Annotated in this window: 24 protein-coding genes; 15 read left to right on the top strand and 9 right to left on the bottom strand. The window is 72.8% G+C overall.

Features of this window, described 5'->3' with window-relative positions:
• Position 1: 1 nt before the first annotated feature.
• The 4 genes from kdpB to P696_RS53495 all read right to left on the bottom strand — a co-directional run bounded on the left by kdpB (position 2) and on the right by P696_RS53495 (position 4,529).
• Positions 2-2,152, bottom strand: coding sequence for a potassium-transporting ATPase subunit KdpB (gene kdpB, locus P696_RS0140370; protein ID WP_026416773.1), 2,151 nt, complete (start codon positions 2,150-2,152; stop codon positions 2-4).
• Complete coding sequence (gene kdpA, locus P696_RS0140375; protein ID WP_026416774.1) at positions 2,152-3,813, bottom strand: potassium-transporting ATPase subunit KdpA; 1,662 nt, start codon at positions 3,811-3,813, stop codon at positions 2,152-2,154. The genes kdpB and kdpA overlap by 1 nt, the downstream gene beginning before the upstream one ends.
• Complete coding sequence (gene kdpF, locus P696_RS53785) at positions 3,813-3,902, bottom strand: K(+)-transporting ATPase subunit F (RefSeq protein WP_064744317.1); 90 nt, start codon at positions 3,900-3,902, stop codon at positions 3,813-3,815. The genes kdpA and kdpF overlap by 1 nt, the downstream gene beginning before the upstream one ends.
• A 72-nt stretch (positions 3,903-3,974) precedes the next feature.
• Positions 3,975-4,529 carry a hypothetical protein gene (locus P696_RS53495; RefSeq protein ID WP_051469005.1) on the bottom strand — a complete coding sequence of 185 codons (555 nt, stop codon included), beginning with the start codon at positions 4,527-4,529 and terminating at the stop codon, positions 3,975-3,977.
• A 203-nt stretch (positions 4,530-4,732) separates the two neighbouring features.
• Between P696_RS53495 and P696_RS55390 the strand changes: the two genes are divergently transcribed.
• Both P696_RS55390 and P696_RS0140400 read left to right on the top strand, forming a co-directional pair.
• Complete coding sequence (locus tag P696_RS55390) at positions 4,733-5,521, top strand: MerR family transcriptional regulator (RefSeq protein ID WP_084339003.1); 789 nt, start codon at positions 4,733-4,735, stop codon at positions 5,519-5,521.
• Positions 5,522-5,549: 28 nt separating this feature from the next.
• Positions 5,550-6,182 carry an alpha-ketoglutarate-dependent dioxygenase AlkB gene (locus P696_RS0140400; RefSeq protein WP_026416776.1) on the top strand — a complete coding sequence of 211 codons (633 nt, stop codon included), beginning with the start codon at positions 5,550-5,552 and terminating at the stop codon, positions 6,180-6,182.
• Between the two features lie 33 nt (positions 6,183-6,215).
• Here P696_RS0140400 and P696_RS0140405 read toward each other — a convergent pair whose 3' ends face one another.
• Positions 6,216-6,911: a TetR/AcrR family transcriptional regulator gene (locus P696_RS0140405; protein ID WP_026416777.1), complete on the bottom strand. Its 696-nt coding sequence runs from the start codon at positions 6,909-6,911 to the stop codon at positions 6,216-6,218.
• A 126-nt stretch (positions 6,912-7,037) separates the two neighbouring features.
• On the opposite strand from P696_RS0140405, the gene P696_RS0140410 reads away from it, so the two are divergent.
• The 4 genes from P696_RS0140410 to P696_RS51455 all read left to right on the top strand — a co-directional run bounded on the left by P696_RS0140410 (position 7,038) and on the right by P696_RS51455 (position 10,673).
• Positions 7,038-7,538 carry a nitroreductase/quinone reductase family protein gene (locus tag P696_RS0140410; protein WP_157430230.1) on the top strand — a complete coding sequence of 167 codons (501 nt, stop codon included), beginning with the start codon at positions 7,038-7,040 and terminating at the stop codon, positions 7,536-7,538.
• Between the two features lie 97 nt (positions 7,539-7,635).
• Entirely contained in the window at positions 7,636-8,310 is a 675-nt protein-coding gene (locus tag P696_RS0140415; protein ID WP_026416779.1) for a flavin reductase family protein, read from the top strand.
• 73 nt (positions 8,311-8,383) lie between these two features.
• Positions 8,384-9,178, top strand: a complete 795-nt coding sequence (locus P696_RS0140420; RefSeq protein ID WP_026416780.1) for an aldo/keto reductase — start codon at positions 8,384-8,386, stop codon at positions 9,176-9,178.
• Positions 9,179-9,437: 259 nt separating this feature from the next.
• Positions 9,438-10,673 carry a Cmx/CmrA family chloramphenicol efflux MFS transporter gene (locus P696_RS51455; RefSeq protein ID WP_064744318.1) on the top strand — a complete coding sequence of 412 codons (1,236 nt, stop codon included), beginning with the start codon at positions 9,438-9,440 and terminating at the stop codon, positions 10,671-10,673.
• Here the strand turns inward: P696_RS51455 and P696_RS59525 are convergent.
• The 4 genes from P696_RS59525 to P696_RS0140440 form a co-directional block, all read right to left on the bottom strand.
• Complete coding sequence (locus P696_RS59525) at positions 10,591-10,806, bottom strand: hypothetical protein (RefSeq protein WP_483756981.1); 216 nt, start codon at positions 10,804-10,806, stop codon at positions 10,591-10,593. The two genes, P696_RS51455 and P696_RS59525, sit on opposite strands and share 83 nt — an antisense overlap.
• Positions 10,807-10,858: 52 nt before the next feature.
• Positions 10,859-11,686, bottom strand: coding sequence for a DUF3710 domain-containing protein (locus P696_RS0140430; protein ID WP_026416781.1), 828 nt, complete (start codon positions 11,684-11,686; stop codon positions 10,859-10,861).
• Positions 11,687-11,689: 3 nt separating this feature from the next.
• Positions 11,690-12,160, bottom strand: coding sequence for a dUTP diphosphatase (gene dut / locus P696_RS0140435; protein ID WP_026416782.1), 471 nt, complete (start codon positions 12,158-12,160; stop codon positions 11,690-11,692).
• A 97-nt stretch (positions 12,161-12,257) separates the two neighbouring features.
• Positions 12,258-12,812, bottom strand: a complete 555-nt coding sequence (locus P696_RS0140440) for a PaaI family thioesterase (RefSeq protein WP_026416783.1) — start codon at positions 12,810-12,812, stop codon at positions 12,258-12,260.
• Between the two features lie 141 nt (positions 12,813-12,953).
• Between P696_RS0140440 and P696_RS51460 the strand changes: the two genes are divergently transcribed.
• From P696_RS51460 to P696_RS0140485, 9 genes are all read left to right on the top strand, one after another.
• Positions 12,954-13,649, top strand: a complete 696-nt coding sequence (locus P696_RS51460) for a hypothetical protein (RefSeq protein ID WP_051469010.1) — start codon at positions 12,954-12,956, stop codon at positions 13,647-13,649.
• Positions 13,649-14,206 carry a hypothetical protein gene (locus P696_RS0140450; protein ID WP_026416784.1) on the top strand — a complete coding sequence of 186 codons (558 nt, stop codon included), beginning with the start codon at positions 13,649-13,651 and terminating at the stop codon, positions 14,204-14,206. Before P696_RS51460 ends, P696_RS0140450 begins: the two co-directional genes overlap by 1 nt.
• Positions 14,203-14,676, top strand: a complete 474-nt coding sequence (locus tag P696_RS0140455; protein WP_026416785.1) for a hypothetical protein — start codon at positions 14,203-14,205, stop codon at positions 14,674-14,676. The genes P696_RS0140450 and P696_RS0140455 overlap by 4 nt, the downstream gene beginning before the upstream one ends.
• On the top strand, positions 14,673-15,230 hold the full coding sequence (locus P696_RS51465; RefSeq protein ID WP_051469012.1) for a hypothetical protein: 558 nt from the start codon (positions 14,673-14,675) through the stop codon (positions 15,228-15,230). The genes P696_RS0140455 and P696_RS51465 overlap by 4 nt, the downstream gene beginning before the upstream one ends.
• On the top strand, positions 15,218-15,394 hold the full coding sequence (locus P696_RS57170) for a hypothetical protein (protein ID WP_170026731.1): 177 nt from the start codon (positions 15,218-15,220) through the stop codon (positions 15,392-15,394). Before P696_RS51465 ends, P696_RS57170 begins: the two co-directional genes overlap by 13 nt.
• Before the next feature lie 18 nt (positions 15,395-15,412).
• Positions 15,413-15,973: a hypothetical protein gene (locus P696_RS0140470; RefSeq protein WP_157430231.1), complete on the top strand. Its 561-nt coding sequence runs from the start codon at positions 15,413-15,415 to the stop codon at positions 15,971-15,973.
• Between the two features lie 56 nt (positions 15,974-16,029).
• Positions 16,030-16,335, top strand: coding sequence for a DUF6412 domain-containing protein (locus P696_RS0140475; RefSeq protein ID WP_211245999.1), 306 nt, complete (start codon positions 16,030-16,032; stop codon positions 16,333-16,335).
• Positions 16,336-16,363: 28 nt separating this feature from the next.
• On the top strand, positions 16,364-17,047 hold the full coding sequence (locus tag P696_RS0140480; RefSeq protein ID WP_026416789.1) for a YidC/Oxa1 family membrane protein insertase: 684 nt from the start codon (positions 16,364-16,366) through the stop codon (positions 17,045-17,047).
• Positions 17,048-17,147: 100 nt separating this feature from the next.
• Positions 17,148-18,428 (top strand): cytochrome P450, encoded by a 1,281-nt coding sequence (locus tag P696_RS0140485; RefSeq protein ID WP_026416790.1) that lies wholly within the window; start codon positions 17,148-17,150, stop codon positions 18,426-18,428.
• Positions 18,429-18,461: the final 33 nt, after the last annotated feature.

The raw sequence follows: 18,461 nt of genomic DNA on the forward strand, positions 1-18,461 counted from the left end.
GTCAGGACATCCCCGGGAGGAACTGGATGAGCAGGTCGATGATCTTGATGCCGAGGAACGGGGCGACGATCCCGCCGACGCCGTAGACGTACAGGTTCCGGCTCAGCAGCTTCGACGCGCTGGACGGCCGGTACACCACGCCCCGCAGGGCGAGCGGGATCAGCGCGATGATGATCAGCGCGTTGAAGATCACCGCGGACAGGATCGCGCTCTGCGGGCTGTGCAGCCGCATGATGTTCAGCGCGTCCAGGCCGGGGAACAGCGCCACGAACATCGCCGGGATGATGGCGAAGTACTTGGCGATGTCGTTGGCGATGGAGAACGTGGTCAGCGCGCCGCGGGTGATGAGCAGCTGCTTGCCGATCTGGACGATCTCGATGAGCTTGGTCGGGTCGGAGTCCAGGTCCACCATGTTCCCGGCCTCCTTGGCGGCCGAGGTCCCGGTGTTCATGGCCACGCCGACGTCGGCCTGGGCGAGCGCGGGGGCGTCGTTGGTGCCGTCGCCGGTCATCGCGACGAGGCGTCCGCCGTCCTGCTCCTTCCTGATCAGGGCGAGCTTGTCCTCCGGCTTGGCCTCGGCGAGGAAGTCGTCGACGCCCGCCTCCTCCGCGATCGCCTTGGCGGTCAGCGGGTTGTCGCCGGTGATCATGACGGTCCGGATGCCCATCCGGCGCATCTCGTCGAACCGCTCGCGCATCCCGGCCTTGACGACGTCCTTGAGGTGGATGACGCCGAGGACGCGGGTCCCGCCGTCCACCGACTCGCCGACGACCAGCGGGGTCCCGCCGGACGCCGAGATGCCGTCCACGATCCGGCCGAGCTGCTCGGGGACCGTCCCGCCCCGCTCGCGCACCCAGTCGGCGACCGCGCTCGCCGCGCCCTTGCGCAGCTCACGGTCGTCCACATTTACCCCGGACATCCTGGTTTGTGCCGTGAAGGGCACCCACTCGGCGTGCGCGAGCTCGCCCGCCTGGCGTTCGCGCAGGCCGTAGCGCTCCTTGGCGAACACGACGACCGAGCGGCCCTCGGGCGTCTCGTCCGCGAGGCTGGACAGCTGCGCCGCGTCGGCCAGCTCGTCCTCGGGGACGCCGTCGACGGGGACGAAGTCCGACGCCTGCCGGTTGCCCAGCGTGATCGTGCCGGTCTTGTCGAGCAGCAGCGTGTTGACGTCACCCGCCGCCTCGACGGCGCGTCCGCTCATCGCCAGGACGTTGCGCTGGACGAGCCGGTCCATGCCCGCGATGCCGATCGCGCTGAGCAGCGCGCCGATCGTCGTCGGGATGAGGCAGACCAGCAGGGACACCAGGACGACGCCCGTGACGCCATTGGAGTCCAGCGAGAGCGAGTCGGCCACGCCCGGGTTGTTGCCCTTGGAGAAGATCGCCATCGGCTGGAGGGTCGCGACGGCCATCACGAAGATGATGGTCAGCGCGCCCAGCAGGATGTTCAGCGCGATCTCGTTCGGCGTCTTCTGCCGGTTCGCGCCCTCCACCAGGGCGATCATCTTGTCGATGAACGACTCGCCCGGCTTCTGGGTGATCCTCACGATGATCTTGTCCGACAGCACCTTGGTGCCGCCGGTGACCGCGGACCGGTCGCCGCCGGACTCGCGGATGACCGGGGCGGACTCGCCGGTGATCGCCGACTCGTCCACCGAGGCGATGCCCTCGACGACGTCGCCGTCCCCGGGGATGATCTGCCCGGCCTCGACCACCACGACGTCGCCCTGCCGCAGGTCCGGCGCGCCGACCTCCTCCTCGCGGAGGGTGGTCGCGCCGGGCTTCCAGTCCAGGACGCGGCGCGCCTTGGCGTCGGTCTTGGCCTTGCGGAGCGCGTCCGCCTGCGCCTTGCCGCGCCCCTCGGCGACGGCCTCGGCGAGGTTGGCGAAGACGACGGTCAGCCAGAGCCAGACGACGATCGCCCAGGCGAACACGCTCGGGTGCAGGAAGGCGAGGACGGTCGTCCAGACCGCGCCGATCTCGACGATCAGCATGACCGGGTTGCGCCACAGCGTGCGGGGGTCGAGCTTCCGGACGGCGTCCGGAAGCGACTTCAGCAGCTGCTTCGGGTCGAGGAGCCCGCCCTTCACCTTGGCCGGGGGCCGCGGCGGCTGCGGAGCCGGGCTGGGCGCCTCGAGAGTCTGTGTGGTCATCAGTGCATTCCTTCGGCCAGCGGCCCCAGCGCGAGCGCGGGGAGGAAGGTGAGAGCGACGAGGACGAGGGTGACGCCCGCGACCAGGCCGACGAACTGCGGCCGGTGGGTGGGCAGCGTGCCGTCCGACTCGGGGGTGCTCCCCTGCTTGGCGAGCGACCCGGCGAGCGCCAGGACGAACACGATCGGGACGAACCGCCCGAACGCCATGCACAGGCCGGTGGCCGTGTTGTAGAAGGTCGTGTTCGCCGAGAGGCCGGCGAACGCCGAGCCGTTGTTGTTGGACGCCGAGGTGAACGCGTACAGGACCTCGCTGAGGCCGTGCGCCCCGCCGTTCAGCATCCCCTCCCGGCCCGCGTTCAGCGCGAGGCCGAGCCCGGTCGCGAACAGCACCAGCATGGGCGTGGTGAGGAAGTACATCGACGCGAACTTCATCTCGCGCGCGCCGATCTTCTTCCCGAGGTACTCGGGGGTGCGGCCGACCATCAGGCCCGCGACGAACACCGTGATGACGGCGAGGACGAGCATCCCGTAGAGGCCGGAACCGGTGCCGCCGGGCGCGACCTCGCCGAGCATCATGTTGAACATCGTCATCATGCCGCCGAGGCTGGTGTAGGAGTCGTGGAAGGAGTCCACGGCGCCGGTCGAGGTCAGCGTGGTCGCCGTGGCGAACGTCGCCGAGTTCGACACCCCGAAGCGGGTCTCCACGCCCTCCATCGCCCCGCCGGCGGCCATCGGGACCGTCCCGTGGTGCATCAGCTGGAACACGTTGGTCAGGACGAGGCTGATGACCGCCAGGGTCGCCATCACCGAGACGATCGCGTAGCCCTGCCGGTTCTGCCCGACGATCCGTCCGAAGGTCCGGCACAGCGAGAACGGGATGCACAGGATGAGGAAGATCTCGAACCAGTTCGTCCAGGTCGCAGCGTTCTCGAACGGGTGCGCGGAGTTGGCGTTGTAGAAGCCGCCGCCGTTGGTGCCGAGTTCCTTGATGACCTCCTGCGACGCCACCGGCCCGCCGGTGATGTGCTGGGCCTGGCCCGCGAGGGTCGTCACGTCGTGCCCCGACCCGAAGTTCTGGATCAGGCCGCCCGCGACGAGGACGAGCGCGCCCACGAACGCGATCGGCAGCAGGATCCGGATCGTCCCGCGCGTGAGGTCCACCCAGAAGTTGCCGAGCCGGTCGGTCTTCGTGCGGGCGAAGCCGCGGACGAGCGCGATCGCGACGGCCATGCCGACGGCGGCCGAGACGAAGTTCTGCACGGCGAGCCCGGACATCTGGACGATGTAGCCCATGGTGGTCTCGCCCGAGTAGGACTGCCAGTTGGTGTTGGTGACGAAGCTGATCGCGGTGTTCCACGCCTGGTCGGACGCCACGGGCTTGAACCCGAGCGACAGCATCAGGTGGTTCTGCACCCGCTGGAGCAGGTACACGAACAGGACGCTCACCACGGAGAAGGCGAGGACGCTGCGCGCGTACACGCCCCAGCTCTGCTCGGCGTCGGGACGGACCCCGATCAGCCGGTACAGGACCTTCTCGAACCGCGAGTGCCGCGTCCCCGCGTACACCCGGTGCATGTGGTCGCCGAGCGGCCGGTAGACGACCGCGATCGCGACCACCAGGGAGAGCGCGAACAGCGCTCCCGCGACGGTCGTGCTCATCAGAACCTCTCCGGGAACAGCAGGGCCGCGATCAGGAAGACGAACAGCACGGCGGCCAGGACGAGCCCGACCACGTTCTCGGCGGTCACAGCTTCTCCACGCCCTTCACCAGCAGGCCGAGCACGGCGAAGACCACCAGTGTCAGCAGGACGAACTCGACGTCACTCATCGCTTTCGATTTCCTTTGTCGAAGATCCCGGAGTGGGCGGGACGTCGGACGCGTGCCCGGCCGGCGCTTGCCGGAGGACATCGTCGCAGTTCAGCGCCCCTTCGGCCGGAACAGCGATGATCACCGGCGCGTCCGTTCCCGGGCGGCGCGGGGCCGTCCCCGAACGGGCGGCCGGGACGATCCGTCCGGCCGGTCCCGGCACCTGGGCCCAGGATCGGGCCGCCGTGAGGAGCGCCGTGAAGAGCCCCGTGAGGAGCGCCGCCGCCAGGCCGACCGCCACGAGGGCGGCCAGGCGCCACGCGTCGGCGGAGCCGGAGACGCCGAGGTCCCCGCTCCCCCGCACGTCGAAGCCGGTGACGAACGCCCAGCCCACGACGCCGAGCCCGGCGGCGGCCGGGAACGGGACGCGGGCCGCGAACGCCACGACGGCCGCCGCGACGGCGGCGTACCCCCAGGGCCACGGCGCGGACTTCAGCACCACGGCGAGGACGAAGACGGTCAGAACGCCGCCGGCCATCGGCCAGGCGGCCTCCTCCAGGCGCTCCATCGCTGTCCTCCTCGGTGTCCGGGAGCCCCCTCCTTCCGGGGGCCCACGAGGAGTAAAGCGCCTGGTACGTCCCTGTTTGTTGGGCATTGACGGTTCCTTAGCGCGGCCCCGCGGGCGCTTAACGCATCCCTGACGACTTGCCCCTGACGCGCGCGTCAGGGGTTAGCGTCGCCCGGTTCCCGACCCCTTCTGGAGCGCGTGTGATGCGTGAGATCCGCCTTGTTTCGCGGGCGGCCGGGCTGCCCCGGCCGGAGAACTTCGAGATCGTCGAGACGCCCGTCCCGGACGGCGAGGGGGTGCTCGTCCGGAACCTGGTCTTCCATGTCTTCCCGGGCCTGCGGATGCTCGTCGGCGCGGGCGGCGGCGAGACGCCGATGCCCCGGCTGCGGCCCGGCGACACCCTGGTCGGCGCGGCCGTGGGCGAGGTCGTGTCCGCGCCGGACGACGCGTCCGTCCGTCCGGGCGACCTGGTGTCGCACTGGCCCGGGTGGCGCGAGTACGCGCTGCTGCCCGAGGACCGGTGCGTCCGGCTGGACGACGAGCTGCCCGATGCGGCGGCCCATGGTGCGCCGATGCGGATCGGTGACGCGGCAGCGGCGGCGGGCACCACCCCGCGCGCCCTGCGTTTCTACGAGGAGCGCGGCCTGCTGCCGCCGCCACCGGACCGCACGGCGTCCGGGCAGCGCGAGTACACCGCACGGCACGTGGAACGCGTCCGGGCCGTCCGGGAGCTGCTGTCCCTCGGCCTGACCATCGAGGACCTGGCCCGCGTCGCCCACCGCCTCGACGCCCTGGTCGACGGCAACACCTGCACGGTCACTCAGGCGGCCGACGGCCGTGCACCGGGCGGTGGCGGGGTAGCCAGCGCGCGGCTCGCGGCGCTGGACGCGGAGATCGCCCGCCTCACCGGCCTCCGAGCCCGGCTCGCCGCCCGCCTCTCAGGCGACGAGGGAGCCGCTGACGAGGCACAAGGCACGCTCCCGACGACATGATCGAACATGAGTTCGATAAGCTGCGGACATGAACGGTGTGTTCCAGGGGTCGCTGCTGGACGTCGGGACCGAGGTCGGGCCGCGTGAGCTGGGCGCGCACGTGCGGCGGACGCCGCTCGCGCGCGGCGCCTGGGTCGACCTGCGGCCAGGCTGGCTGGCGGGGGCCGACGCGCTGTTCGGGCGCCTGATGGCGGACGTGCCGTGGCGGGCCGAGCGGCGGCGGATGTACGAGCGGGTCGTGGACGTCCCGCGCCTCCTGGCGTACTACGGCGAGAAGGATCCGCTGCCCGATCCCGTCCTGGACGAGGCGCGCGACCTGCTCAGCGCGCACTACCGGGAGGAGCTCGGGGAGCCGTTCCGGACGGCGGGCCTGTGCCTGTACCGGGACGAGAACGACAGCGTGGCCTGGCACGGCGACCGGATCGGGCGCGGGCGCACCGAGGACACGATGGTCGCGATCGTGTCGCTCGGCACGCCGCGTCCGCTGCTGCTGCGCCCGGCGGGCGGGGGCGGGCCGACGCTGCGCTACGACATCGGGCACGGCGACCTGATCGTCATGGGCGGCAGCTGCCAGCGGACGTGGGAGCACGCCGTCCCGAAGTCGTCCCGCCCCCTGGGCCCGCGCGTCAGCGTCCAGTACCGCCCCCGCGGCGTCCGCTAGCCGACGTCGCGGACGGCGGGCGTCCTTCCCGTTCTAGGCGGGGAAGCCGAGGTCGTCGGCCATGCGGTCGACGCTGTAGGCGAAGAAGTCGTCGGCCGGGTCGAGGGTGTTGGCGAACTGGCCGAACAGCTCGAAGCCGATCATGCCGGTGAGCTGCGACCAGTGGGCGGCGAGACGGGCCATCGCGGCGGGCGGGACGTCCGGCGCCATGGCGTCGGAGATGCCCTGGAGCTGCCCGGCGAGCCGTCCCGCGGGGGCGGGGGCGTCCGCGGCGAGGTGTCCGGCGGTCGCGGCGTCCTGCGCGATGCCGATCAGGACGAACGGGTAGCGCGTCGCGGGGGCGATGGTGTCCTCGGGGGCGGCGTAGCCGGGCACCGGCGAGCCGTAGATCAGCGCGTACTCGTGCGGATGCTCGACCGCCCAGTCGCGCAGCGCGTGGCAGACGGCCCGCCAGCGCGCCCGGAGGCCGTCCCCGGCGGCCTCCCGGTCGGCCTTCTCGGCGCGCTCGCCGACGGCGTCGTAGGCGTCCACGATCAGCGCGGTGAGCAGCTCGTCCCGGCTGGGGAAGTAGCGGTACAGCGCGGACGAGACCATGCCCAGCTCGCGGGAGACCGCGCGCAGGGACAGCCCCTGCGCGCCCGACGCGGCCAGCTGCCGCCGCGCCTCCTCCTTGATCTCCCGGGTCAGTTCGGCACGGGCACGTTCCCTGGCTGTGCGGCTCGCGTTCATGCCCCGAGTGTGGCACGGGACAGAGCGGCAGACAATTTCGAGAGCACTGCTCTTGACTTCGTGGCGACGTGGTGTGCACAATGCTCTTGTTCGAGAGCACCGCTCTCCCGAAGCAGAGGAGCCACGATGACCACCACCACCAAGATCCAGAACGACACCGCCGCCCGGACCGTGGCGCGGGACGACGTGCGGAACCGCCTCGTCCCCGCCGGGAACCGGTTCCTCATCGGGGTCAACCGGTTCGTCGGCCTCCTGGCCCGGCACGGCGTCAGCATCATGGGCACCCGCGAGCTGGCCGTCCGGGGGCGCAAGAGCGGCGAGTGGCGCACCAACCCGGTGAACCTGCTGGTCATCGACGGTGAGCGGTACCTGATCGCGCCGCGCGGGCAGACCCACTGGGTGCGCAACATGCGGGCCGCGGGCGGCGGTGAGCTGCGCCTGGGCCGCAAGGTCGAGGAGTTCACCGTCACCGAGCTGGACGACACGGTCAAGCTCCCGATCATCCGCGTCTACATGAACAAGTGGGCCTGGGAGGTCTCCGCCCTCATGGACGGCCTGACCAAGCACGCCACCGACGAGCAGATCATGGCCATCGCCCCCGGCGTCCCCGTCTTCCGCCTGAACTGACGCCCGCGTGCGGCTCCCGCCCACCGCGCCTCCGCGGCGGAACGCGACGTCGGATTACCGCCAGCGACGGCGCGGGGCCTCCCCCGATCCTGGACGGATGGAGCACATCGGCATCGAACCGTCCATCCTGTACCTCGGAACCCCGGTGGTCCTCCTCGGCACCACCGACCACGACGGCCACCCGAACCTGGCGCCGATGTCCTCGGCGTTCTGGCTGGGGTGGCGGTGCGTGCTGGGCATGAGCACCTCGTCCAAGACGACCCAGAACCTCCTCGCGACCGGCGAGGTCACGATCAACCTCCCGTCCACCGCGCAGGTCGGCGCCGTGGACCGCATCGCCAAGACGACCGGCTCGGACCCGATGTCGGAGGCCCGGGTCGAACGCGGCTACCGGCACGTCCGCGACAAGTTCGGCGTCGCGGGACTGACGCCGGTCGACTCCGAGACCGTCCGGCCGCCGCGCGTCGCCGAATGCCCGGTGACCATGGAGGCGGTCGTCGAGAAGGCCCGTCCGCTCGCCGAGGACCTCGGCGGCTGGGGCATGGTCTTCGAGGTCCGCGTGCAGCGCGTCCACGTGCACCCGTCCATCACCATGGAGGGCCACGAGAACCGCATCGACCCCGACCTCTGGCGTCCCCTGATCATGAGCTTCCAGCAGTTCTACGGCCTCGGCGACCAGGTCCACCCGTCCCGGCTCGCCGAGATCCCCGAGCTGAGCTACCGCACCGAGGACATCGACCGCGCCGCCGCGACCGGCCAGACGGTCGGCTGAGACGCGCCCTCTCCGATGCCCTTACGGGTGGACGGAGCGGCGGACGGCCCAGCATGCTGGGAGAATGTCTGCCATGGGGGGCGGATTCCGGCGCGGGGGCGCCGGGCGGCTGGGACTCGGCGCCATGCGGCTGCCCGGGATGCCGGGGCGGCTGCCGGTGGACCACACGACGGCCGTCGCGGTGGCGCGGCGGGCCGTCCAGCTCGGCGTGACGCACATCGACACCGCCGCCTTCTACACGCGCGGGACGAGCCGGGCGAACGAGATCCTGCGCCGCGCGCTGCGCCCCTACCCGGACGGCCTCACGCTCGCGACGAAGATCGGGCCGGGCCAGGACGTCCGCGCGGTCGTCCGGCAGAACCTCGACGAGCTGGGCCTGGACGTCCTGGACCTGGTGTACCTGCAGTCCGGACGCCCGGACGAGCCCCTCGCGGGCCGCTTCGCGCAGCTGGCGGAGCTCGGCGAGCAGGGCCTCGTCAGGGGCCTCGGCGTCGCGGACGTCACGCGCGCGCAGTTCGCCGAGGCGCGGGCGGTCGCGCCGGTCGCGGCCGTCCAGAACCGGTTCGGCGTGCTCGACCAGAGCGACGGGGCCCTGGTGGACGAGTGCGCCGAGGCGGACGTGACGTACGTCGCCCACTCGGCCCTCGGCGGCGGACGCGTGCGCTTCACCGACGGCGGCCTCCGGAAGGTCGCGCTGCGGCACGGCGCGACGGTCTACCAGGTCGCCCTCGCGTGGGGCCTCATGCGCTCCCCCACGCTCGTGCAGATCCCCGGCACCGCGTCGCTCACCCACCTGGAGCAGAACATGGCGGCCGTCCGCCTCAAGCTGGACGAAACCGACATGACACTGCTCGAACGCCTCGCGTAGGGTGAGGCGCGTGTCGTCTCCCGAGGCATCCAGACGCCGGCCACCCCACGCGGTGGCCATCTCTCGTTGACCGGCCCGGCTCCCTCCTGAGCGACGCCGTCATCCTGACCATCGCGTAGAGCGCTCCGCTCGCCCGCGTTCCGGCGGCCTGTTCACCTTCCCGTGAACTCACCGGCCCCTCCACGCGGGCTCCCTCGCGGTGGCCGTCTCCCACGGCCCCTCCGCTTCCGTTTCTGCATGCCTTCATGACGGAGTCGTCGTGCCGTTCGCCCTTTACGTCCTCGCGCTGGCCGTGTTCGCGCAGGGGACATCGGAATTCATGCTGTCCGGGCTGCTTCCGGACCTCGCCCACGACACCGGCGTCCCGGTCGGGACCGCCGGGACCCTCACCTCGGCGTTCGCCGCCGGGATGATCGTCGGCGCGCCGCTGATGGCGGCCCTCGCCCGGCGCTGGCCGCGCCGCCGGGCGCTGCTGCTGTTCCTCGCCGCCTTCCTGGCCGTCCACGTGGCCGGGGCGCTGTCCTCCAGCTTCGCGGTGCTGCTGGTGACCCGCGTGGTCGCCGCGCTCGCGAACGCCGGGTTCCTCGCGGTCGCCGTCGCGGCGGCGGTCGCCATGGTCCGGCCCGACGCCAAGGGCCGCGCCACCGCGACGCTCCTCGGCGGCGTCACCCTCGCGTGCGTCGCGGGCGTCCCGGCCGGGGCGCTGCTCGGCCACCTGTGGGGGTGGCGCGCGGCGTTCTGGGCCGTGGCCCTGGTCTCCGCCCCCGCCCTCGTCGCGATCATGACGTCCGTCCCGGACGACGCGTCCGCGCGGACGGCCACGCCTTCGGATGCGCGGGCGGGCCTGCGGCGGGAGCTGCGGGTGCTGGGACGCCGGGACGTGCTGCTCGTCCTCGGCGTGGGCGCGCTGGTCAACGGCGCGACGTTCTGCGCCTTCACCTACCTCGCGCCGCTGGTCACCCGGGTCGCGGGGTTCGGGGACGGCTGGGTGCCCGCGCTGCTGGCGGTGTTCGGGCTCGGGTCGTTCGCCGGGGTCACCGCGTCCGGACGGCTCGCCGACACCCGGCCCCGGACGGTCCTGGCGGTCGGCGGCGGCGCGCTGACCGCCGGGTGGGTCGCGCTCGCGGCGTTCGCGGACGTCCCGGCGGCCGTCGTCCCGCTGGTGTTCGCGCAGGGCGCGCTGGGGTTCGGCGTCGGCTCGACGCTGATCGCCCGCGCGCTCTACGCGGCGGCGGACGCGCCGACCATGGGCGGCGCGTTCGCGACGGCCGCGCTCAACGTGGGCGCGGTCGTCGGTCCCGTCCTCGGCGGGCTGGCGGTGGACGGCGGCCTCGGCTACCGCGCGCCCGTCTGGGTGAGCGCGGGTCTCGCCGCGGTCGCGCTCGCCGCCGGAGCCCCTCTGGTCGGCAGGGTCAGTGGCGCGCGCAGGGCCGCCGTCCCTTGTTCGACTTGTTCCGCTTCCGGCCGCGACGCTTGCGTGTGCGCTTGGACATGACCCGATTGACCCTCGGAACGGCCGTCCGGGCAAGGCCCTCGGAGGTGACGGCCGCGGACGGCCAGACGAGCCTCACGCCCTGGTGAGGTCGGGGCGAGGGGTGTGTCAGGACGGGGGTGAGGGGGCGTGACATGCGGAAGGCCCGCCGCGCACGCGCGACGGGCCTTCCCTGCGACCGTTCCGGGTCAGCGGACCTCGGTGATCTCCGGGCCGCGCTCGAACGGGTCGAACGTCTCCCCGTTCTCCTCGCCCTCGTCCTCGGCGGCCTCCTGGAACTCCTTCGGGATCTGGAGCTCCAGCAGTTCGCGCGGGGGCATCGGGGACTCGCCGCGGACGACGACCACGCCGCTCAGCACGTCCTCGAGGACCTGCCACTGCTCCTCGTCCTCGATCGCGGCGCCCTGCACCACGGCCTGGAGGAACCAGCGCGGGCCGTCCACGCCGACGAACCGGATGATCTGCGGGGCCCAGCCCTGCTCGATGAACTCGGCCGGGATCTGCTCCTTGACCTCGTCCGGCATCTCGGCCAGGACCTCTTCGGTCAGGGCGGCGGGCACCATGGCCAGCAGCTCGTCGCCGAAGGGACCCTCGACCTCCTGGACCTGGCCACCGGCGTTCTCGGTGATGTCCTGGGCGGTCTCGCGCCGCACCTCGGCCCAGATGCCGCTGCGCTTGGGCGCCGCGAACACCTGGAGCTGCATCGCGCTCTCCTCGTACTGGACGAGGACGGCGACGGGCCGCCCGTCCAGCGGGTTGCCCTCCTCGTCCACCTGGGTGGCCTCGAAGTTCACCTGGAACCCCAGGCCCGGCGCGACCGGGATCTGCATGGCGCCGAAGTCCAGGCGCTGCAGTTCGGGGTGGGAGTCCTCGGAGTCCCACGGGCCGCCCTTGGCGCCCTCCTCGTCGGAGGTCGCCTCCTCGGCCTCGGCCTCAGCGGCTTCGACGGCCTCCTCGGCGGCGTTCTCCGCGCCCTTCGCGGGCTCGTCGTCCCGCCGGCGACGTCCAAAAGCCACGACTCACACTCCTTCTCGACTGTGCTGGTTGTCCGCGAATCCGCCCGTGGAGCCGAAACCGTTCGCTCCGCGTGACGATCCGGGAAGTTCTGCGACCTCGTGGAAGACCGCGTGCTCCACCCGCTGGACGACCAGCTGGGCGATGCGGTCCCCGCGCCGCAGCCGGACGGCGGCACGCTGGTCGGTGTTCAGCAGGGTCACCTTGATCTCACCCCGATAGCCGGCGTCGACCGTACCGGGTGCGTTAACGATGGTCACCCCAAACTTAGCGCCCAAACCAGACCTTGGGTGGACGAAGGCCGCGTAACCGTCGGGAAGGGCGATCGCCACCCCCGTCGGGACGACCCGCCGCTCGCCCGGCGCGAGGTCGACGTCCTCGGCGGCGAACAGATCGGCGCCCGCGTCGCCCGCGTGCGCGTACGAGGGCGCGGGCAGCCCGGGATCGAGCCGCTTCAACAGGACGTCCACGCTCACCGCACGCTCCGTTCTGGTCGGGGCCGCTCTCCGGCGCCCGCTCCGGTCGGGGCCGCCGTCGGCGCGACCCCTTCTGATCAGGGATTGACCCGTCTTGTCAGGGATTGACCCGGCCGCCGACGTCGGTGCCCTCCATGCCGCCCACGCCGTCCCCGTGGACCTCGAAATGGGCCACCGGGACCTCGACGAACAACGCCGCCGCGCGCACCGCGACCGGGCCGTCCAGGGCGTCCATGCGGGCCTCGGCCTCCAGGTACGCCTTGCGCCCGACGACGCCGGTGCAGCGCGTCCGGATGTACAGGGTGGTGCCCACCGGCACCGGGAGCACGTAGTCGGTCTCCAGGCGGCCGGTGACATAGGGCTTGCGGAGCAGCCACACGACCATACCGAGCGCCTCGTCCATCGCCGTGGCCAAAACGCCGCCGTGCGCGAGACCGGCGGCGCCCTGGTGGACGTCGCCGACCGTGAACTTGGCCGACACGCCGAGCCCGTCGTCGCTCACGGCCTCCAGGTGCAGCCCGGTCGGGTGGCCGGGGCCGCAGCCGAAGCACTGTTCGTAGTGCGGGCCCAGCGGCTCCCCGAGGGGCGCGTCGGGGTGGGGCCGGGGCACGGGCGTGCCCGCGGGCGGGACGGTCAGGTGGGAGCGGTTCACGACCTCAATTTACCGGCTCTTCCTTATGACCACTTCCGGCACGTTTACCTCTCCGAGCCGGAAGGCGCACGTATTGTGATCTCCGTCACGGCGCTCTCATTACGTCCCAAAGGCGGGCTTTACGGCGAAAGGTGACGAACCGTGGGACATCAGGTCATCCACCGATCCCTTGACGGCACCCGCGTCCGGCTCAGCGGCGACCACGACCTCGGCAGGCCGTTCACCTCGGTCACCCGGGTCACCGCGGGCGGGCGCCTCCACGAGATGTCCGGCGGAACCCGCCCGGGCGCGATGGCCTGGGCCGAGGACATCGGCGTCGCCCGGTTCGAGCAGGAGTTCCGCGTCCAGGGCGGACGGCTGCGGATCGGGCACGCGGCGCCGGTCCGCGACCCCGACACCGGGCAGCGCGACGTGGCCCTCGCCGCGGTGTGGGAGGGCCGCCGCTTCGCGGTCTTCACCCACATCCACGGCGGCCGTCCGGCGGACGCCGTGGCGTTCCTGTCCGGGCTGCGGCTGACCGAGCACGACGACGGGATCAGCGTCGCGCCCGCCGCGCGGCACGTCGCCATCCCCGAGCCCGCCGAGCTGGTCAAGGAGGTCCCCGGCCTCGGCCTGCTGGAGATCACCGCGCTGACCGCCGAGACGCGCAAGCGGCTGCCGGGCTGGCGCGGCGCGTCCGTGGCGGGCGGCGAGCTCTTCCAGGACACCGTGGACGGCCAGGGGCCCTACTTCCTGCTCGCGCTGAGCCGCCTGCTGGTGACCGTCCTGCCGGAGGAGGACCAGGTCCGGCGCGTCCCGGGGCGGCTCGCGTCGCTGTCGGTCGAAGCGGTCCGCTGATGGCCGGACTCGCCGCCCTGACCGGGGCCGTCGCCGTCCCGCTCGTCCTGGTCCTCTCCCTGTACGGCCACCTTCGCGGGCGCTCGCTGGCGGCGGCGCTGCGGGCGCAGGGGACGGTCCCGTCCCGGCTGGCGCCGGGCGTGGCGTCCCTGGCGGTGATCGCCGAGGCCGGAGCGCTGGGAGCGCTCCTCGCGGGCCTGGCCCTCCGCCGGACGGACCTGACCCACGGCGCCCTGGCCGCCGCGACCGTCCTCTTCGCCGTCTACGCGGCCTACGCGGCGTATGTGACCCGAACGGCCCGGACGGCCCGTCCGGACCGAGCGGGGTCCGGCCGCCGGGTGCCGTGCGGCTGCGGCGGCGATCTCTCGACGCCGATGTCGGTGTGGGTCGTCGCGCGGGCCGCCGGGCTGGCCGTCCTCGCCCTCGGCGGAGCCGTGACGCCGCCCCCCGCGCCGGACGCCACGACCGCCACCGGAATCGTCGCGGGAGCCGCGCTCGGCGTCCTCCTGTGGACCCTCCCCCGTGCCATGGACGCCTCGGAAAGGAGCCTGGGGTGAGTTTTCAGACCAGTGCGCTGCTGCTGTCGTGGGTGGCGATCCTGCTGCTGGCCCTGGTGGTGGCGGGCCTGATCCGGCAGGTGCACGCGCTCGCCGGGACGGGCCGCACCGCCCCCGCGCGGCTCGCGGCGGGCCCCGAGACCGGCGCCGCGGCGCCCGGCTTCGAGCGGCTCGGCCCCGGCCTGGTGCTCTTCCTCGACCGCGACTGCGGCGTGTGCGACGAGGTCCTGTCGCTGGCCGAGCCGCCGCTGCGGGCGGTCTTCGCGGGGCCCGCGCCGGTCGCGGTCGCGCCCGGCGTGACCGTCCTGGCGAACGAGGGCGACGGGCTGTTCGACGACTACCGCGTCCCCGCCACCCCGTTCGCGGTGGTGCTGACGGAGGACGGGCGGGTGGGCCGGGCGGCCCCGGTCGGGTCGCCCGACTCGCTGCGTGAACTGCTGCAACCCGAGGGAGTCGGAGGTGCGCGATGATCGAGCTTGAGGACATCCCGCCGCTGCGCGGGCCACGGCCGCCCGGAACCGAGCGGGTGCGCCGCCGGGCGCCCGAGGACGAGGGGCCGCGGTTCCGGCCCGCCCGGCGCGGGCTGCTGGCGGGCCTCGCGGCGGCCGGGGCCACGGCCGGGCTGAACGCGATCGGGGTGCTGCCGCCCGCGCGGCAGGCGCTCGCCGAGGGCTTCAGCCTGACCAGCGGTTACTACGACATCTACCCGCACTGCCCACCCGGCGAGCCGAGCGTCGGGTGCTCGCCGGGGTGCGGGCCGAGCCTGGTGTGCTCGGTGTGCTGCCGGACGAGCGGCAAGTACAAGGGCTACCACCGGTCCGGCGTGTCCGACCCGCACCGCTACAAGCTGCGGCCGAACCAGTGCTACGGCGGCAAGTGGGACGGCTGGCTCTGGAAGGTCTCCAAGAGCTGCGGGAACTGCCGCAAGGGCGTCACCTGGCGGTGCCACGACGGCTGGAAGAAGTCCAAGCGCGGGAACTGGTACAAGACGATCTGCCGCAAGGCGGTCGCGTGCTACAACTGACCGCCCTCCCGGCGGGACGGCTGCGCCGGGCCCTGACCGAGCCGCTGCTGCCGGTCGCGGCCCTGGCGCTCCTGGCGGTCGCCGCCGCGGCGCTGGACGCCACGGTGCTGTGCTGGGCGGCGGTCGGGGCTTTGGCCGGGTTCGCGCTGTCCGGATCGGTTTGAACGCGTAACAGCGAATCCGTGCTGTTCTCGCCAGGTTGGCGGGCCCCGATACGGCAGGGCGAGGTCCTGGCCGTCTTCTCTCTCGGGCTGGTGCTCGGGGGCACGCTGAGCGCCGGAGTGGTCTGGCTGGCGTCCGGGCTGGTCGCGCCCGTTCCCGCGACGGCACGCGCGGCGCTGACCGTCCTGGTCGCGGCGGTCGCGGCGGCGCGCGAGGCCGGGCTGGCCCGCCTTCCGCTGCCGCAGAACGCGCGGCAGATCCCGCAGGAGGTGCTGATGCACCGGCTGCGGACGGGATCGCTCCGGTTCGGCTTCGAGATGGGCACGGGCGTCCGGACGTACGTGTCGGCCTCGTCCCCGTACGTCCTGGCGCTGGGGCTGCTGCTCGCGCACCTGAGCGCTCCGGCGACGCTGCTGGCGGGCGTGGCGTTCGGCGCCGGCCGGGCCCTGAGCGCGGCCCTCACCTACTGGGCCCGCTCCCGCGAACGGGACGCCCTGATCGCCGCGCGCATGACGTGGGTCAAGAACGTCACGGCCCTGTCCGTCCTCGCCACCGCGTCGCTTCTGCTGCTGGCGTCCTGATTCTTCGGGCGGGCCGAGGCGGGAACCGGCGAAGCGGGCGGAGCGTCCATTCCGGTGTGAGGCGGGACATGGGCGAGCGGCTGCCGCATCTTCTGGTGTGGCTGATCGTCCTGCTCGCGGGCGCTTCGGGCGGCGATCTGCCGCGGCTGGTGGTCGTGGCGTCGCTCGCGGCCGTCGCCGGGCTCGTGGTGCTCGCGGCGACCCGCGCCGTCCGGGCCGACGCCCTGCCGGTGGTCGGACGCGTCCGGACGACCCTGCGCGACCGGACCTCGCGGACGGCGTTCCTCCCCCAGCGCGATCCCGACGCGGCCGGACGGCCTCGTCCCAGGGCCCCGGGACGGGCGATCAGGTTCTCGCACTGATCGTCCCGTCAAGCCCTGGAGGAACGTCTTGTCCCTGTTCGACATGCCCGTGGCAGGCGCGTACGCGCTGGTCAAAGGGCTGACCCTGACCCTGGAACCGATCGCGGGCGGGCTCGCCGCCGTCCTCGCGATCATCGTGTTCACGCTGGCCGTCCGGGCCCTGCTGCTGCCGCTCGCGGTGCGGGCGGCCCGTGGTGAGCGGGCCCGCGCCGCGCTCGTCCCGGAGCTGACGCGCCTGCGCGAACGGCACCGGCGCGATCCCGAACGGCTGCGTCGGGAGACGGCCGCGCTGTACGAGCGGGAGGGCGCGTCGCCGCTGACCGGCCTCGGCCCGATGGTGCTCCAGTTCCCGTTCTTCGTGGTCATGTACACGCTGTTCCGGTCGGCGGTGATCGCCGGGCACCAGAACGTCCTGCTCGCGCACACGCTGTTCTCGGCGCCGCTCGGGCAGAACGTCGTCGCGGTCGCCGGGGCGGGCCTGTTCACGCCCGCCGGGCTGGTCTTCGCGGGCCTGCTACTGGCGCTGGCGGCGGTGGCCTGGTGGTCGTCGCGGCACGCGTCCGGCACGTGGGTGCGGCTCCTGTCGCTCGGGACCGTGCTGGTCGCGGTGTTCGCGCCGCTCGCGGCGGGCGTGTACCTGCTGACGTCGGCGTCGTGGACGGCCGTGGAGCGGACGGTCCTGCGCCGCACGATCCTCGCCCCCGCCCCGTGAAGACGGCCGCCGGGTGACACCGACCTGTTGACGGAACCCCCGGGACCCGAGTTCGATAGAGGGAACCGAACGCGACTCGGGTTCCCGGGGGTGCTGCTGGATGACGACGGCCACCGCGCACGACGCCGACCTGTCCGACCTCGCCTTCTGGGCCCGGCCCCCGGCCGCCCGCGAGGCGGCGTTCGCCGAGCTCAGGCGGCTGGACAAGCCGAGGTTCTACCGTGAGCTGAAACTGCCGTTCATCCGGAGCGGAGCGGGCTACCACGCGCTCGTCCGGCACGCGGACGTGGTGGAGGCGAGCCGCACGCCGGAGGTCTTCAGCAGCGAGCCGTGCTCGAACAGCATCGCGGACCTGCCCGGCTACATGGCCCGCTACTTCGGCTCGATGATCAACATGGACGACCCGCGGCACGCCCGCCTGCGCCGGATCGTGTCCCGGGCGTTCACCCCGCGCGTGCTCGCCCGGACCGAGACCGACCTGCACGCGAGCGCCCGCCGCATCGTGGACGACCTGCTCGCGGCCGGGCCGGGGGACTTCGTCACCGACGTCGCCGCGCGCCTTCCGGTTCAGGTCATCTGCGACATGATGGGTATCCCCGAGGCCGACCGGGCGAAGGTCTACGACCGGACGAACGTGATCCTCGGCATCGGCGACCCCGAGTACACCGGCGGACGCGAGTTCGTCCGGAGCGGGATCACCCGCACCGGCGTCCTGTACGGGCTCGCCTCCGGGCTGGCGGCCGGGTACGAGCTGAACCACATGGCGATGAAGCTCGCCAGACGGCGTCGCCGCGCGCCCGGCGACGACCTGGTCTCCGCGCTGGTCACCGCGAACGTGGACGGCGAGTCGCTGACCGACCAGGAGATCGGCTCGTTCTTCATCCTGCTGGTGGTCGCGGGCAACGAGACGACCCGGAACGCCATGGCGCACGGCCTGAAGCTGCTCACCGACAACCCCGGGCAGCGGGCGCTGCTGCTGGCCGACTTCGACGGGCGGATCGCGGGCGCGGTCGAGGAGATCGTCCGGATGGCGACACCGGTGATCCAGTTCCGCCGGACGGTGACCCGCGACCACGAGATGAACGGCAACCGGTACCGCGCCGGGGACAAGGCGCTGCTCTTCTACAACTCGGCGAACCGGGACGAGACGGTCTTCGAGCGGCCGGACCGCTTCGACATCCTGCGCTCCCCCAACCCGCACGTCGGGTTCGGCGGCCCCGGCCCGCACTTCTGCCTGGGCGCGAACCTGGCCCGGCGCGAGATCACCGTCATGTTCCGCGAGCTGTTCGAACGCGTCCCGACGATCCGCGCCGAGGGCGAACCCGACCGGCTCTACTCGAACTTCATCAACGGCATCAAGCACCTGTCCTTCACGTACTGAACGCATCGGCACGTACTGAACGCATCGGCACGG

Source organism: Actinomadura oligospora ATCC 43269, assembly GCF_000518265.1.
Classification (GTDB): domain Bacteria; phylum Actinomycetota; class Actinomycetes; order Streptosporangiales; family Streptosporangiaceae; genus Spirillospora; species Spirillospora oligospora.